Source organism: Phocaeicola sp. (assembly GCF_057861905.1).
Map to the genome: position 1 here is coordinate 20370 of NZ_DBMACV010000008.1, position 13142 is coordinate 33511.

General features: G+C 40.2%; 15 protein-coding genes. 9 read left to right on the forward strand and 6 right to left on the reverse strand.

The window, feature by feature from the left end; translation table 11 throughout:
• Nucleotides 1–41: 41 nt before the first annotated feature.
• Both ACZM60_RS02650 and thiD read right to left on the reverse strand, forming a co-directional pair.
• Nucleotides 42–590: an HD domain-containing protein gene (locus ACZM60_RS02650; protein ID WP_489520733.1), complete on the reverse strand. Its 549-nt coding sequence runs from the start codon at nucleotides 588–590 to the stop codon at nucleotides 42–44.
• 37 nt (nucleotides 591–627) lie between these two features.
• A complete protein-coding gene (thiD, locus tag ACZM60_RS02655; protein WP_021971154.1) occupies nucleotides 628–1494 on the reverse strand; it encodes a bifunctional hydroxymethylpyrimidine kinase/phosphomethylpyrimidine kinase in 867 nt (288 codons plus the stop codon).
• A 264-nt stretch (nucleotides 1495–1758) separates the two neighbouring features.
• Between thiD and ACZM60_RS02660 the strand changes: the two genes are divergently transcribed.
• The 3 genes from ACZM60_RS02660 (at nucleotide 1759) to ACZM60_RS02670 (ending at nucleotide 5650) form a co-directional block, all read left to right on the forward strand.
• Nucleotides 1759–3030, forward strand: coding sequence for an A1S_2505 family phage non-structural protein (locus tag ACZM60_RS02660; protein WP_489520734.1), 1272 nt, complete (start codon nucleotides 1759–1761; stop codon nucleotides 3028–3030).
• Between the two features lie 184 nt (nucleotides 3031–3214).
• A complete protein-coding gene (locus tag ACZM60_RS02665; RefSeq protein WP_021971156.1) occupies nucleotides 3215–3589 on the forward strand; it encodes a PH domain-containing protein in 375 nt (124 codons plus the stop codon).
• A gap of 192 nt (nucleotides 3590–3781) precedes the next feature.
• Entirely contained in the window at nucleotides 3782–5650 is a 1869-nt protein-coding gene (locus ACZM60_RS02670; protein ID WP_021971157.1) for a RelA/SpoT family protein, read from the forward strand.
• Nucleotides 5651–5886: 236 nt separating this feature from the next.
• Here ACZM60_RS02670 and treF read toward each other — a convergent pair whose 3' ends face one another.
• From treF to ACZM60_RS02690, 4 genes are all read right to left on the reverse strand, one after another.
• The gene (gene treF / locus ACZM60_RS02675; protein WP_489520735.1) at nucleotides 5887–7452 is read right to left on the reverse strand and encodes an alpha,alpha-trehalase TreF; all 1566 of its coding nucleotides are present in this window, start codon (nucleotides 7450–7452) and stop codon (nucleotides 5887–5889) included.
• Between the two features lie 1721 nt (nucleotides 7453–9173).
• The gene (locus tag ACZM60_RS02680) at nucleotides 9174–9509 is read right to left on the reverse strand and encodes a hypothetical protein (protein WP_289550398.1); all 336 of its coding nucleotides are present in this window, start codon (nucleotides 9507–9509) and stop codon (nucleotides 9174–9176) included.
• A 42-nt stretch (nucleotides 9510–9551) separates the two neighbouring features.
• Nucleotides 9552–9917 carry a hypothetical protein gene (locus ACZM60_RS02685; protein WP_302559473.1) on the reverse strand — a complete coding sequence of 122 codons (366 nt, stop codon included), beginning with the start codon at nucleotides 9915–9917 and terminating at the stop codon, nucleotides 9552–9554.
• A gap of 23 nt (nucleotides 9918–9940) precedes the next feature.
• Complete coding sequence (locus ACZM60_RS02690; RefSeq protein WP_489520736.1) at nucleotides 9941–10609, reverse strand: XRE family transcriptional regulator; 669 nt, start codon at nucleotides 10607–10609, stop codon at nucleotides 9941–9943.
• A gap of 138 nt (nucleotides 10610–10747) precedes the next feature.
• Between ACZM60_RS02690 and ACZM60_RS02695 the strand changes: the two genes are divergently transcribed.
• The 6 genes from ACZM60_RS02695 to ACZM60_RS02720 all read left to right on the forward strand — a co-directional run bounded on the left by ACZM60_RS02695 (nucleotide 10748) and on the right by ACZM60_RS02720 (nucleotide 13103).
• Nucleotides 10748–11413 carry a BRO-N domain-containing protein gene (locus ACZM60_RS02695; RefSeq protein ID WP_489520737.1) on the forward strand — a complete coding sequence of 222 codons (666 nt, stop codon included), beginning with the start codon at nucleotides 10748–10750 and terminating at the stop codon, nucleotides 11411–11413.
• Nucleotides 11414–11417: 4 nt separating this feature from the next.
• Nucleotides 11418–11606: a hypothetical protein gene (locus ACZM60_RS02700; RefSeq protein WP_139255756.1), complete on the forward strand. Its 189-nt coding sequence runs from the start codon at nucleotides 11418–11420 to the stop codon at nucleotides 11604–11606.
• A gap of 405 nt (nucleotides 11607–12011) precedes the next feature.
• Nucleotides 12012–12227 carry a hypothetical protein gene (locus tag ACZM60_RS02705; RefSeq protein WP_289612122.1) on the forward strand — a complete coding sequence of 72 codons (216 nt, stop codon included), beginning with the start codon at nucleotides 12012–12014 and terminating at the stop codon, nucleotides 12225–12227.
• A gap of 7 nt (nucleotides 12228–12234) precedes the next feature.
• The gene (locus tag ACZM60_RS02710; protein ID WP_489520738.1) at nucleotides 12235–12666 is read left to right on the forward strand and encodes a hypothetical protein; all 432 of its coding nucleotides are present in this window, start codon (nucleotides 12235–12237) and stop codon (nucleotides 12664–12666) included.
• Between the two features lie 11 nt (nucleotides 12667–12677).
• The gene (locus tag ACZM60_RS02715; protein ID WP_489520739.1) at nucleotides 12678–12872 is read left to right on the forward strand and encodes a hypothetical protein; all 195 of its coding nucleotides are present in this window, start codon (nucleotides 12678–12680) and stop codon (nucleotides 12870–12872) included.
• Nucleotides 12873–12938: 66 nt separating this feature from the next.
• The gene (locus ACZM60_RS02720; protein WP_489520740.1) at nucleotides 12939–13103 is read left to right on the forward strand and encodes a hypothetical protein; all 165 of its coding nucleotides are present in this window, start codon (nucleotides 12939–12941) and stop codon (nucleotides 13101–13103) included.
• The last annotated feature ends 39 nt before the right edge of the window (nucleotides 13104–13142 follow it).

Sequence of the window (13142 nt, forward strand, 5' to 3'; positions counted from 1 at the left end):
TCATCATGAACTCAAGGTCGGTAGCAGAGGGATCTCTTTGGTTAGTTGCCTGAAGGAGAATATGTCTGTAAAAACATCTTATCGAGCAGTTCTATGCCTGAAGCTGTCTTAAATATTGTTTGTCTAACTTTTCTAATAGCTTCGAGCGGAAGATTGTCTTCATAAATATTTACCAGAAAATCCGCTTCTACCAGAATCTGGTGGTCTATTGCCGTAATATCATGGTATGTGTGGTGATGTCCTACCAGCCAGCAGATACGTTCTGTCTGCTTTGGGGTGAAGCCTCCAGTTTCTGACAAAATATTTTTAGCAACGGCCGGACCTTCGAGTTCTTGATGTTTACCGTCGCATGTACCATATTTCTTTTCGCAGATATGGATTCCGATGTCGTGTACGATGGCAGCCGCTTCAAGAATGAACAACACCTCGGGAGCAAGTTGTTCGGACATTCCAATCAGTCGGGCAAAGTAATGTACTTTTATGAGGTGCTGTATACGTTTGGGGTCGCCTTCATCGTAACACATAGTCCGTTTTGCCAGTTCGTTCAGTCTTGTCTGCATCGTGTCTGGTTTCGTTGTATCAGTATTCATATTCTATGGTAAATATAGTTAACAATATATTTTCTCGTTAAATTGTGTACTGCTCTACTTGTATGGCTGCTGCATACTGGATATCTTCTTTCAGGAAATTGCTTAAATTCTCGTAAAACGGATAAACAGGACCATATCCAGAGCCGAACTTGACATTAGAGCCATAGAGAATAGCGTTGTAGATAAAGTTTTCCGCTTTGTCGACAGCCGTGTTCATGTCATATCCTCTTGCCAGATAAGTGGCTATAGAAGAAGCAAACGTGTCACCTGTACCATTTACGTTCTTGGTCTGTATGCGTGCCTTCTTGTACACCTTGAAGCACTTGTTGGCGGGATTGTAGTACACGTCAATCAAATAATCTCCGTCTTCGATGGATTTGACGATAACGCAGTTTCCCCATTTGCTCAGCTCGGGGATATATTCCTTCATGTTATCCTTTGTCAGGCTCTTTCCCAATAGCAAATCCGCCTCTCTCCGGTTGGGCGTAATGATGGTAGAGTGGGGGAAAAGATGATCCTTATAGGCCTGAATCGCGTCGTCCTGCAATAACTTGTCACCGGCTGACGATACCATGACAGGGTCTATCACAATAGGTATGGTTTGTTTTTCTATTACTTCTCCGATAGCTACTACCAGTTCCTTGGAATAAAGCATGCCCGTCTTGATACAATCGGCGCCTACATCCTCCAGAAACGAATACGCCTGATCGGTTACCATTTTAGGGGGAATCGTGTGTATGCTTTTTACCTTGATTGTGTCTTCATCGACGATGCATGTAATGGCACCGGCAGCGTAGCCTCCACATGCCGAAACCGATTTGATGTCGGCCTGCATGCCCGCTGTACCCAGCGGTTCACTTCCGGCAATCAGAAAAACCTTGTAAAGCTTGTTGGTTAAGTCCATTCTTTTAAATCTAATAATTATACCCGAAAGCTGTCTGGGTATGACAGGCTGTCGGACCTCGTTTAAGTTCTCTTTAGTTTGCATGCAAAGTAAAGAAATATCGGGTTTTGATAGGTACTTGGAATGTCACATTAACATAAATTTAAATAATTAAAAATGGTGGAAATGCATTTCTTTGGCATGTTTTATGACAAATAGTACGTATTATTTGTCGGAATGGAAGAAAATTTCTTTACATTTGTATGATCTTTAAAATATCATGCTATGTTAGGTGCAGTTCTTGGTGATGTTGTTGGTTCCGTATACGAGTTCCACAATACCCACGATTACGGTTTTCAGATGTTTTCTCCTTCCAGTAATTATACAGACGATACCGTCATGACCATGGCGGTAGCCGATTGGGCGATGAAGTGCAAGGCAGCAGGTGATACGGCTTACCCACATCAGTTGCTGGAAGAATGTATGGTAAAAATAGCAAACTCCTATCCTTGTCCGATGGGTGGTTACGGAGGCAAGTTCCGTCTGTGGCTCTTTCATCCTCAAAGCCTGACAGACGACATAACCGGAAAGCCGGCAGTACGTCGGTGTCCTTACAACTCTTGGGGAAACGGCTCAGCCATGCGAGTTTCATCCATAGGCTGGCTGTTCGATACGTTGGAAGAAACCGAGAGAGTAGCCGGTATCTCGGCTTCCATTACGCACAATCATCCCGAAGGAATAAAGGGTGCGCAGGCAGTAGCGGCAGCGGTCTATCTGGCACGTACCGGCAGTGGGAAAGAAGAAATCAAACAATATATTGAAAAACGGTTCGGTTACAACCTGAATGAAAGCTGGGAGCATTTGCATCAGACCTACCGTTGGGATTCGAGTTGTCAGGGCACGGTTCCGCAGGCACTGATTGCTTTTCTCGAAAGCAAGGACATGGAGAGTGCCGTTCGGCTGGCGGTTTCCATAGGAGGCGACAGCGATACACTGGCCTGCATCACGGGGGCAGTGGCTGAAGCATACTATCAGGAAATTCCCTCATCTATAGCAGACAAGGTACTTGCTCTGTTGCCTGAAGAATTTCTCAGCCTGCTGAAGCGGCTGGCTGAAGGGGCTTATGCTTCATGTTATGCGAAATATATAGCCGGACATACGCCGGTGAAAACCAGAGAGTGTACGCCCGACCGTATTTCTTCGCTGAAACCGGGTGAGATATTTGTCTTTGGTTCCAATCTGGCAGGGCATCACGGTGGAGGAGCTGCCCGGCTGGCCTACGAAAGATTTGGAGCAAAGTGGGGGACAGGCGTTGGAATGACCGGACAATGTTACGCCATACCTACCATGCAGGGAGGAGTAGAAACCATCCGTCCCTATGTAAAAGATTTTATAGCATACGCCAAAGCACATCCGGAATACAAGTTTTGGGTAACCCGAATCGGTTGTGGAATAGCGGGATTTAAGGACAGAGAAATCGCTCCGTTGTTTGCCGATGCACTCGACGTGCCGAACATCATCCTTCCCAAGACCTTTTATGATGTACTGATGAAGTAATGACGGATAATGCATGCAGAGAAACCCTCAAAAACGTCGGCACGTTTTTTTATTTTTTGTACAAAAAAAATTAGAATTTGTACAAAAACAAAACGGCTTTTCAGCATAATTATTGGTTAATCTGCTATTTTTCGTTTATCTTTCCGACGGAATAAGATTTAAAATAACAGCAATAAAATCAACTATGGGAATAATGAACGCAATTTTCGGCAATGTATCCGAAATGGATATTGCCGGTTTACAAAAAGAATTCGGAGCGCTGCTTTGCGACGGAGAGCATATTGAAAGAGCTTATAAGCTGATCAGGGATAAATGGGTATTTACCAATAAACGTCTGATTATTCAGGATATTCAGGGAGTGACAGGTAAAAAAAGAGAATATCTGTCTGTGCCATATCGTTCCATCGAACGTTTTTCGGTAGAAACAGCCGGAACATTTGATATGGATGCAGAGATGAAAATCTGGATAAGGGGAAGTGAAGAACCTTTGGAACAGAACTTTGGCAGGGATTCGAACATTATTGAGATACAACGGGTATTGGCACAATATGTGCTGTAACGTCAGTTGTGATTTCTATTAAGCCTGACAGAAAACAAGTTGCAGAGTTTAGCTTTGGGATATAAGTTGGACAGGACAACCAGATTACGCTGAAATAATCGAGGTAAAATTCCTTGATATATTATAAAAAAAACAAAATAAAAAAGTAATTTTGTATGGGATAATCGAAAAAATACACAATACATACAAATTATGGACGACTATATTGCTCATATTAATGAAAGTGTCAGCCAGTTGTTTCATTTCTTGGAATCAAGGGTATCGGCCGAAGATATGAAACGCATTCGTGCAGCATACGCTTTGGCTGCCGAAGCACATAAGAACCAGAAACGCAAGACCGGTGAACCTTATATCATCCACCCTATTGCGGTGGCTCGTATTGTGGCTGAAGAACTTGAACTGGGAACCAATCCGATAATTGCCGCTTTCTTACATGACGTAGTGGAAGATACTCCTTATACCATCGAAGATATCCGTCAACGTTTTGGAGATGACGTGGCTTTTCTTGTAGGTGTGGTAACCAAACAGAAGAAAGAGCGGTATGAGCGTTCTAAACAAGTCGACAATTTTCGGCAGATTCTGGCTTCCGTACAGTATGATGTGCGTGCGATACTGATCAAGCTGGCCGACCGGCTTCATAATATGCGGACACTGGATAGCATGAGTCCTGATAAACAGATGAAGATTGCCGGGGAAACGGATTATTTCTATGCTCCTTTGGCAAATAGACTGGGATTGTATCATGTGAAAACGGAGTTGGAAAATCTTTCATTCAATTACCGATGTCCGCGAGAATATAGACATCTTCAGTTGTTACAGCAAAAGGAAGAGGCGGCGGAACTTGTGCATATCAATGAATTTATAGCTAAAATCGAGGCGTTGTTGAAGGAGAACGGTATTCAGGCGCGTACAGAACTTCGGAACCGCATGCCTTATAGTATCTGGCGGAAAATGCAGTCGAAAGGATGCGATTTCAATCATGTAGACGGTAAACATTATATACGTATTATTTATGATGCTCCTAATCTGCATGAAGAAAAGAAAGAGAGTCTTCATATTTATGCCGTGCTTACCGATAACTTTAAGGAGCGTCCGGGAAGTGTGTCTAATTATATCAATGCCCCCAAGGAAAATGGTTATCAGAGTTTCCATGTCAAGCTGCTGAATGCACAGGGCGGATGGGAGGAAATGCATATTTCTTCGGAGAGGATGGTTCGTAATTCTCGTCTTGGCTGTACGGCAGAACGGACGGAGGATAATGTGAAGGCATGGCTGGAGAAATTTAAGTTGTTGTTGCAAGATGTAGCCAATAGTAGTGAGATTGATTATATGGACGGTGTGACTGCGTCTTTCTACAACGATGATATCATGGTTTTCACACCTCAGGGTAGGGGGATTATCCTGCCCAAAGGGGCAATTGCTCTGGATTTTGCTTTTGAAATACACAGTAAGGTAGGACTTCATGCCCTCTATGCCCGTATAAACGGTAAGTTGTCGTCTGTGAAAACGGTGCTACACCGTGGGGATTGCGTAGAAATAGGTACTTCGGAAGATGCTGTACCAGATGCGGACTGGATAAATTATGTGCTGACATACAAGGCAAAACGTAATTTGCGTAATTACTTGGTAAATCGTTCTACCATTCCGTATAAGCGGTGTACCTGTTGCCATCCATTGCCGGGTGATGAGGTTATTGGATTTAAAGATACCGACGGACATATCACATTGCATAAGCGTAATTGTCCGACAGCAATCCGGCTGGCATCAGAATACGGGGATTCTATCGTTGCCGTTAATTTCGAGGAAAATGAAAAGTTACTGTATCCGGTGCGAATCCGTATTCGTGGAGTAGACCGGTATCATTTGTTGAGCGATGTTGTGGCATGTGTGACGGAGCAGCAGAGCTTGTCTATCTCCAAATTGACCACAGTGACCATCGACCGTATTGTGGAAACTTCCATTGACTTTGCTGTACATTCGGCAGAAGAATTACAGACAGCGATAGATATGATTTCCCGTATTCAGAACGTAGATGAGGTATTCAGAGTAAATATTGAGTAATTGTACGGTCTGATTTGAAATTAATCAATAAATTCATGATGCTGTCAGAAATATTTGATGTAATTTCAAAGAGTGTGTTTATCGTAGGCTTACTGAAAAAATACTTTTACATTTCTTTTGTCCGGATATTTAAAGTCATCGGATTATATTTCTGCAAATATGAATACGGAATTTATTGTTGGTAATTTTGTACTCATATTTGCAGAAAATATTTTTATAGTGATGAAAAATGTGGCTTATTTTGATGTACAGAACGCTCTATAGACACCGTTTGTCCATCCGAAACCATCCTGGTTAGGATATTCACCTCCACCAGTAGTGCTGACATTTATGACATCATATTTCTCAAGTAATTTGCCTGTTTCAGAATATACATATTCTACCATTTGAGTCCAGCGTTTCTTTATTTCATCGGCTAACTTGTCGTATGAGTAATTTTTTAATCCTTTATACGTAATCCACTGGAGAGGAGCCCAGCCGTTTGGATAATCCCATTGTTGTCCGGTATGGTATAATGTAATAACTACACCTCCATCTTTCAAGAAACGGGTTTGTATCTCTTTGGCAACCTTTTCTGCCTGTTCTTTTTGAGCTATTCTTGCGAAGAGCGGAAAAATTCCGGCCAGTGAAAAGTTGTTGGTGAAATTGTTTTGAATTATATCATAATCCATAAAATAATTAGCTTCTTTATTCCATAGATATTTGATTATAGCATTTTTTCTGTTCTCGGATTTTTGTGTATAAAGTTTTGCTTTTTCTTTATCGCCATAGACAGCATAACATTTAGAGAGAGTGCATTCCAAATGATACATTAGGCAGTTAAGGTCTATAGGAATAATATCAGTTGTATGAATGGAATAAAGATTATCATAATCTTTGAGCCATCTGCTTGAAAAGTCCCATCCCGATTCTGCTCCGGAACGAAGATTCCTAAAAAGTTCTTTTTCGTTGAAATTAGGATTGATCTCTTTTAATTGTTTTGCTGTTTCCACGTCATTTCGATACATTTCCTCGCGTGGAGTATCGGATGAATCATAATAGCGGTTTAGTATTTCTCCATCGTGCATTCTTACGCAATGATTTTGAAATTTATTTGATGTTGATAATTGTTGGTTGCCTTTCATCCAGAAATTATATTCAGCCTGTAAGGCATTAAGATATGTAACATATATAGAATCTGATGATTTATATTCAGCGAAGGCTTCCACCATATAGGAGAAGAAAGGAGGCTGTGAACGGCTTGCGTAGTAGCTTCTGTTTCCATTGGGTATAAATCCGATATGGGTTATCATGTCGGCAAAGTTATTTATCATGTTTTCAACCAGTTCTATTTCTCCGTCGGCAAATAAACCTAACATCGTAAAGTAACTATCCCAATAATAGATTTCTCTAAATCGTCCCCCTGGAACAATATAATCATGCTGTAATGGCAATAGTGTTCCATTGAATTTCTGATTATTGGCACTACGGCGCAGAACTTTCCATAATGTTTTAATATGAGTATTGATGTCACTGCTATCGGAAAATTGGGGAGTATTATGGGTGGAAGGTATATCGAAATTCTCTAAAAGAAATTGCTTCAGACATGAGGTGCTGTTTTTATTTGAAAGTTTCTTATAGTCGGATAAAATATCACTCATTTCTCTTTTGGGAGTGCAGTCCATAAAATCTTTGGAGTCTCCAAAAAGTTTATGTTTGCCGAAGAGTGAATCGTTATTCAATACATCCGTGAAAAGAGCTCCGTAGAGTTCGCGTGGAGTTTCTATTTGATTCTCATTTTGGGTGCTTGTTGTAGAGGGCATGCAAGCTGATGCGATTAAAATTGTTATGATTATGCTTAGGCTTTTGATATACGATATTGTCATATTTTTTGTATTTAGATATAAAGAAATAGTGTTTGCTTTTCTTTTTGTTGTTGATTCAGTTTTCTTTATTTTAGGTGACGAAAGAGTAATTGTGTATTATTCCTTTTTTGCTTTTTATAGATGTATGTAGTAGGTGTTGTTTTTCATATGCATAATGTTTATATTTTTATATTAGATATTTCTGACATATAGTTATATTCAAATTTCTGTTAGTTGTATACCTTGGTTAAAGGTACAATTATTTATTAATAGTCAAGGTATCTGGGAGGCTTTTTCTTTTACTCACCTTAAATTGTCTGTGGTAGCATTATATTTTGAATAGTGTGGAAACTATGCTTTTATGGATATTGCTAAGCCGTAAAATGGTTTACCTGGCTGCAAGATAACAAGTACAATGAAGCAGATTGAAAAATAGTTCATAATGATTATTTCTTCATTACTATTATTCTTTATAGAATATTGTATGAGTTTAGAGAATTGCCTTTGTGTGGTTTGCCATTCAAAATATTGGTAATTCATACAAAGATGCCAATAAAGCAGAGTTTAATGCAAGAATGAATTATAATTAACTTATACAGATACTATGTTGTATCAAAAAGAATTATCTGCTATTTAAGTCGTATTTAAGTGTTGTTTGAATGTATACACAAAATAGGTGGATGAAATGACTTTTAGATTTATATATCCTTTTAGGATAAAAATCACATTTTACGGGCATCAGAACGAATTGTGTAAGATAGAACGGCGGCAAAAATATTGTTGTGTTTTGTTTATCAGCAAGTTAAACGAAAATGGGCTTTCATGGAAACACAAAACGAAATGTGACATTACTTTACATCGGCTTTACATCTAAACGGCCTAAACGCGGGCTTTAAATACGTTTTTGTTACATCACCCTATAAATATCACCTAAACGGGGCTGGAATAGGCTGTAAAGGCTTATTTCGGTCTTTATTTATGTCTGTTTAGGCGTTTAGAAATCTGTTTAAGTACCCATTTATACGGGAAAAACAAGCGGTGTTAGAATCTCTTTCTTAAATGTTAAAAAAGGGGTTGGGCATACTAGTTGGGCATACCCTTTTTTATTCATTCTATGCACAAAATAAAAAGTTGGGCATACCTTTTTAACTGGTTTTAAGGCGTGTATTTGGTGGGAGATTACTTTCTATGTGTGCAATTAGTGTGTTTTAGTATATATTTTGATATAGATAGTATTATATATTTTCGAATTGATTATGCGGTAAAATTAATGTAAGTTGTTGATTTATAGTGATTATTTGGATGATAATGCGTATTTTTACTGTGAAAACGTGTGTGTGCGTGTAGAAATGATGCAGAATAGCATAATCAGGATAGTGCGGAAGAGCTCCCGGGTAAGCTGCTTCAGATTCCGGTTCGAGTCCGGGTTCTGCCCCAATACTTTTTTGGAATTTGCGTTTTTATAGGTATTTGGTTTAAGGTGAACGCTCCCGGTGAAAGTCCGGGAGCTATTTTTAGGAGTATGGCAGGAAAATTGATTGTTTCTTTTGATTTTGTGGATGAAAAGGGGAATCTAATTGTAAAAGCCCCCCATTTCAACACGATGATAACTCCTGTAATACAGGAGAATGTATCTGTGAGTGATTACATAGACATGCATTTATACTTGACTGATTGTATCAGCCGTTTTGCAAGATATGAGCAATCACCTCGTCTTTTTCCGCACATCCCAGTTCCGATAGCTTTAGAGGAACGACATAATAATCAGTGTTGTATATGCGATTCGCCAAATCCTGAACATCCGGAGAACTGCAAGTAATTTTAAGGTCTTCTGCAATCCCGGTAGAAAAGTGCTCCTTAGCGTACGCTTCGATAAGAATATCACAATCGGGGTAGCTAATATGAAGGCTTTCCATTTTCTGCCAGAACTCCCTGTTCCTTTCATCTCCTTTACGACGGGATGTCTGGTCTATAAAAGCTTGATTATAGACAATCTCTTTTATGAACGTTCCCATAATTATTATTGTTTTAATCGCCTTTTAAATACCAATAAAGCGTTATTTCTTATAATAAACGAATTCGCCACCTTCTTCACCGGAATCCAGGTGCATCACATTATCACTGAATGTTCCACTCATTGTCAAGCCTTCTGCATTCAGCGAAACATTATTGCCGTCTACTGAATAAGAACCTGATGCGGAATCTTTCTTATCGAAAACGCCATCTGCATCAGCATCTTCATCCATCGTAATGGAGAATGTACTTTCTTGAAAAGTAAGAGTCCACCTTAAATACACAATTCCACCGTATTCTTCAGTCGATTCCCATGTTGTACCTGTCAGAACTGTAGCTTCTTCATCATCAGAACAGCTTGTAATAAACATTGGCAAAATCATTGCCAGAATTAATAATAGTTTTTTCATTTTACTTATGGTATTTGTTTGCGTTAAAAGAACTTCCTGATACTTCCCAGAACAGCATATACTTTAAGGATCATGCTGATAGGGATTTCCTGCTCGCAGAACTCTTCGCTTTTGTTCGAAGGGATGAGCCGGACAAAACCTTCTTTTTGGCTTAACCGTATTCTCTTTACTGTGCGGTATTCTTCTGTAACGATGCCGTATATTTCTCCGGCTGGGAGATACTGGATAGGTGTCGTTACTTCACGAAGTGCGATAATGTCACCATTGCTTATCTCTGGCTCCATGGAGTGACCGGTTAGGTTACACCACACCACTCCTTCCTGGTTGTAGGGAGGATAATTAATGTAGAAGTCAGGATTCCGCGTCTGGTCATTCACGATTACATCAAATCCTCCGATAAAATCCACATTAAAGTAGGGTGCGCCTTCGTATGTTTGGTTTACGGATGGCAGTTTTTCTTCCTTTTCAGACTCAGAACTGAGCATGTTGCCTTCGCCTGTAAGGAGCCAATTTATATTTATATCGAAACTTCTTGCGATTTTTTCCAGAAAGTCAGCTTTAGGCATTACTCCGTTTTTGTAATTCCTTACATTAGCTTCGCTAACTCCTATTAATGAGGCGAATACTGTATTTTTCCCATTGCCAAATTTTTCTACGATAGTAGAGATTCTGTCGAAAATAGTTTCGTTCATACCTATTATTTTTAGATTAAATCGAAAAAATAATTCGAATAACATTTGCTTAATTCGAAAGATATTTCGATATTCGCAGAGTCTTACGAAACCGAAAGACGCTCTAAAGGTAGAAAATAATCTTTAAAAACGCAAATTATGGATAAAGCGAACATTCAGCAGACAACAGGTCTGCAAGTATTCTACAATGAAAACGAAAATGTGAACGTAAGGACACAAGTAATCAATGATGAACCTTGGTTCGTTGCCAAAGATGTAGCAATGGCTTTAAATATTACTTGGAGTGGCCACACGTTAGACAACATTCCCGAAGAATGGCAGGGGATGGTAAATCTCACCACCCCCTGCGGAAATTATCAAGGTGGTGGTCTTCAAACCTTGAAAGTGATTAATGAAGCAGCCGTTTACAAACTAGCTTTCCGAAGCAACAAGCCGGAAGCCGACAGGTTTGTCAACTGGGTGACCGGCACAGTGCTTCCCAGCATTCGACGCACCGGAAGCTACTCGGTAAGCGGCGAGCGTCCGGAAAGCACGAAACGTCTTCCGCTTCCCAAGTTCCGTCCGTATTTCGGCCAGTGGAAAGAAAACGTGAAGCCCTACATCAGCCGTGCGGAGCTTTGCCTTACAGCCGAGAAGCAGCGTGTCACGCTGGGGCATGTGCAGAAGGTGTATGCCGGAACCTCAATGAGTTATCCGGTTGCAAAGTGCATCCAGGTTCTGGCAAAGAAAAACCGACAGGAAGGTCGCACCTATCCGGAGAAGAAACCAGCTTACGAACAACTTTGCATCACGTGGGAGGAATGAAGCTATGAAAGAGCATAAGATTGATTATAAAGAGCTGGAGAGGATATTGGACGAGATGATAGCACACGCACAAACAGCCAAATCCGAATGTCGGAAAGAACACCCGGATTTGGTTACATTATGCGACAACAGCATAGAGGAGATGTGGAATTTAGTCAGTGAGGCCGAAAGATGCATCTGTCCGCTCCACTGAACTGTCATAGATATATGCTTTCAATCCCGGATTCCAGATGTTGATACTACCGATTATAATGTCCAGTGCTTCTCTAAAAATAATGGTTTCATGAGAATGGGCTTTAAAACTGATCATGATATTTCGGGAGAGCACATCTCCTTTCCTTGCAGATTTAGCTTCCTTCACAATGGATGCATTAAAAGCTTTTGCAAGCGATTTAATCCGATTGGATTCATTAAGACAGGTATCATGCCTGTTAGACTCAACTACGACAGAGTAAAAAGACTCATAAACATATACAGTACTCATAATCAAAATAAAGTTAGTTTGTTTAGCATCGCTACAAATGTAGCAAAACCATTCCGGTTCGTGAGAATAGGGACGGACTTTTAACCGAATAATAACAACAAAAACAATAACGAAATGGCAGAAATATTAATGATGTACGGCGAACGCCGAAAGTTAGCTGAAAAGTTCAGCGTAAGTGAAGTAACAGTACGTGACGCACTGAAGTTTAGAACCCGAAGTAATGTGGCGAACATGATACGTAAGGCTGCTCTTGAAATGGGCGGTGTATTGAAAGGCGCAAGAACGCTTCGAGAGGTAATAGAGAAAGATGAAAATCAGTCAGAAAATTAGAATAAAAATGGGATATAACGGTAAATTATCAACACAAGGGATAAATATTCTGAAGAATATCTACTTATCAAATCCTCTTATAGAATTTACAGAAATTCAAAGAAAATATAATCAGGAGGCAAAGAAATATGGTTTAAATCAAATTAAATCAAGTAGTACCGTGGCTAATTATCTGGTTAGAATTGGTGTATATGAAAAGTCATCAAAAAGAAGCAAAGAGGAATTTGACGGAATCAGAAGAATAAAAGCAAGCGGTGAACTTCAGAAAGAAATATCCTCAAAACTGAAAGTTACAACTCGTTCTGTTTTTTCAGCTCTGTCATACGTTACCAACAGCCCTACGGCAAGACTTATCCGCTCGTATGCCCTGAATCACGGAGCGGAACTATACGAGCTGAAGAAACTGGAAAATCCGTATGCGGAAGTTATTAACCTTTAAAAAAAATCTGTATGAATCTTACAAAGTACTCCTTTAAGAACATTGAATCCCAGCTTGAACATGTATGCGAACTGATAGACTTAGTGAAAGGTGATAGAGGATTTCGCGAGGCTGTTCAAGACGAAGAGTTTTGTATGCTAATAAAGATGCAGGCGCAACTGTTCGAAGAAATTAAGAAAAGAGAAAAATTTCAACCAACTGCATAAGTGATGAATCATTGCCATTCCGGTTCGCGAGAATAGGGATGGCCCCTAACTCAAAACCATAGAATCATGAAACGAATCAATACTACTACACGTAACCTGCTGCTGATACTTGCAGCCGCCATCCTGAATTGCCTGCTGGACGGCACAATGAACCTGATAGTTACAATCTGCCTCTGCCTGGCACTTATCCCAGCGGCAAGGCGCATGGACAGAGAATCACGTAACCAGTAACGCACACACGGCTTGCAGAACTTCACCGAGCGGCTGCCG

Bases quoted from the DNA above. Each gene is read 5' to 3' on its own strand.
- ACZM60_RS02650 (WP_489520733.1), bottom strand. From the start codon at position 590: ATGAATACTGATACAACGAAACCAGACACGATGCAGACAAGACTGAAC.
- thiD (WP_021971154.1), bottom strand. From the start codon at position 1,494: ATGGACTTAACCAACAAGCTTTACAAGGTTTTTCTGATTGCCGGAAGT.
- ACZM60_RS02660 (WP_489520734.1), top strand. From the start codon at position 1,759: ATGTTAGGTGCAGTTCTTGGTGATGTTGTTGGTTCCGTATACGAGTTC.
- ACZM60_RS02665 (WP_021971156.1), top strand. From the start codon at position 3,215: ATGGGAATAATGAACGCAATTTTCGGCAATGTATCCGAAATGGATATT.
- ACZM60_RS02670 (WP_021971157.1), top strand. From the start codon at position 3,782: ATGGACGACTATATTGCTCATATTAATGAAAGTGTCAGCCAGTTGTTT.
- treF (WP_489520735.1), bottom strand. From the start codon at position 7,452: ATGCCCTCTACAACAAGCACCCAAAATGAGAATCAAATAGAAACTCCA.
- ACZM60_RS02680 (WP_289550398.1), bottom strand. From the start codon at position 9,509: ATGGGAACGTTCATAAAAGAGATTGTCTATAATCAAGCTTTTATAGAC.
- ACZM60_RS02685 (WP_302559473.1), bottom strand. From the start codon at position 9,917: ATGAAAAAACTATTATTAATTCTGGCAATGATTTTGCCAATGTTTATT.
- ACZM60_RS02690 (WP_489520736.1), bottom strand. From the start codon at position 10,609: ATGAACGAAACTATTTTCGACAGAATCTCTACTATCGTAGAAAAATTT.
- ACZM60_RS02695 (WP_489520737.1), top strand. From the start codon at position 10,748: ATGGATAAAGCGAACATTCAGCAGACAACAGGTCTGCAAGTATTCTAC.
- ACZM60_RS02700 (WP_139255756.1), top strand. From the start codon at position 11,418: ATGAAAGAGCATAAGATTGATTATAAAGAGCTGGAGAGGATATTGGAC.
- ACZM60_RS02705 (WP_289612122.1), top strand. From the start codon at position 12,012: ATGGCAGAAATATTAATGATGTACGGCGAACGCCGAAAGTTAGCTGAA.
- ACZM60_RS02710 (WP_489520738.1), top strand. From the start codon at position 12,235: ATGGGATATAACGGTAAATTATCAACACAAGGGATAAATATTCTGAAG.
- ACZM60_RS02715 (WP_489520739.1), top strand. From the start codon at position 12,678: ATGAATCTTACAAAGTACTCCTTTAAGAACATTGAATCCCAGCTTGAA.
- ACZM60_RS02720 (WP_489520740.1), top strand. From the start codon at position 12,939: ATGAAACGAATCAATACTACTACACGTAACCTGCTGCTGATACTTGCA.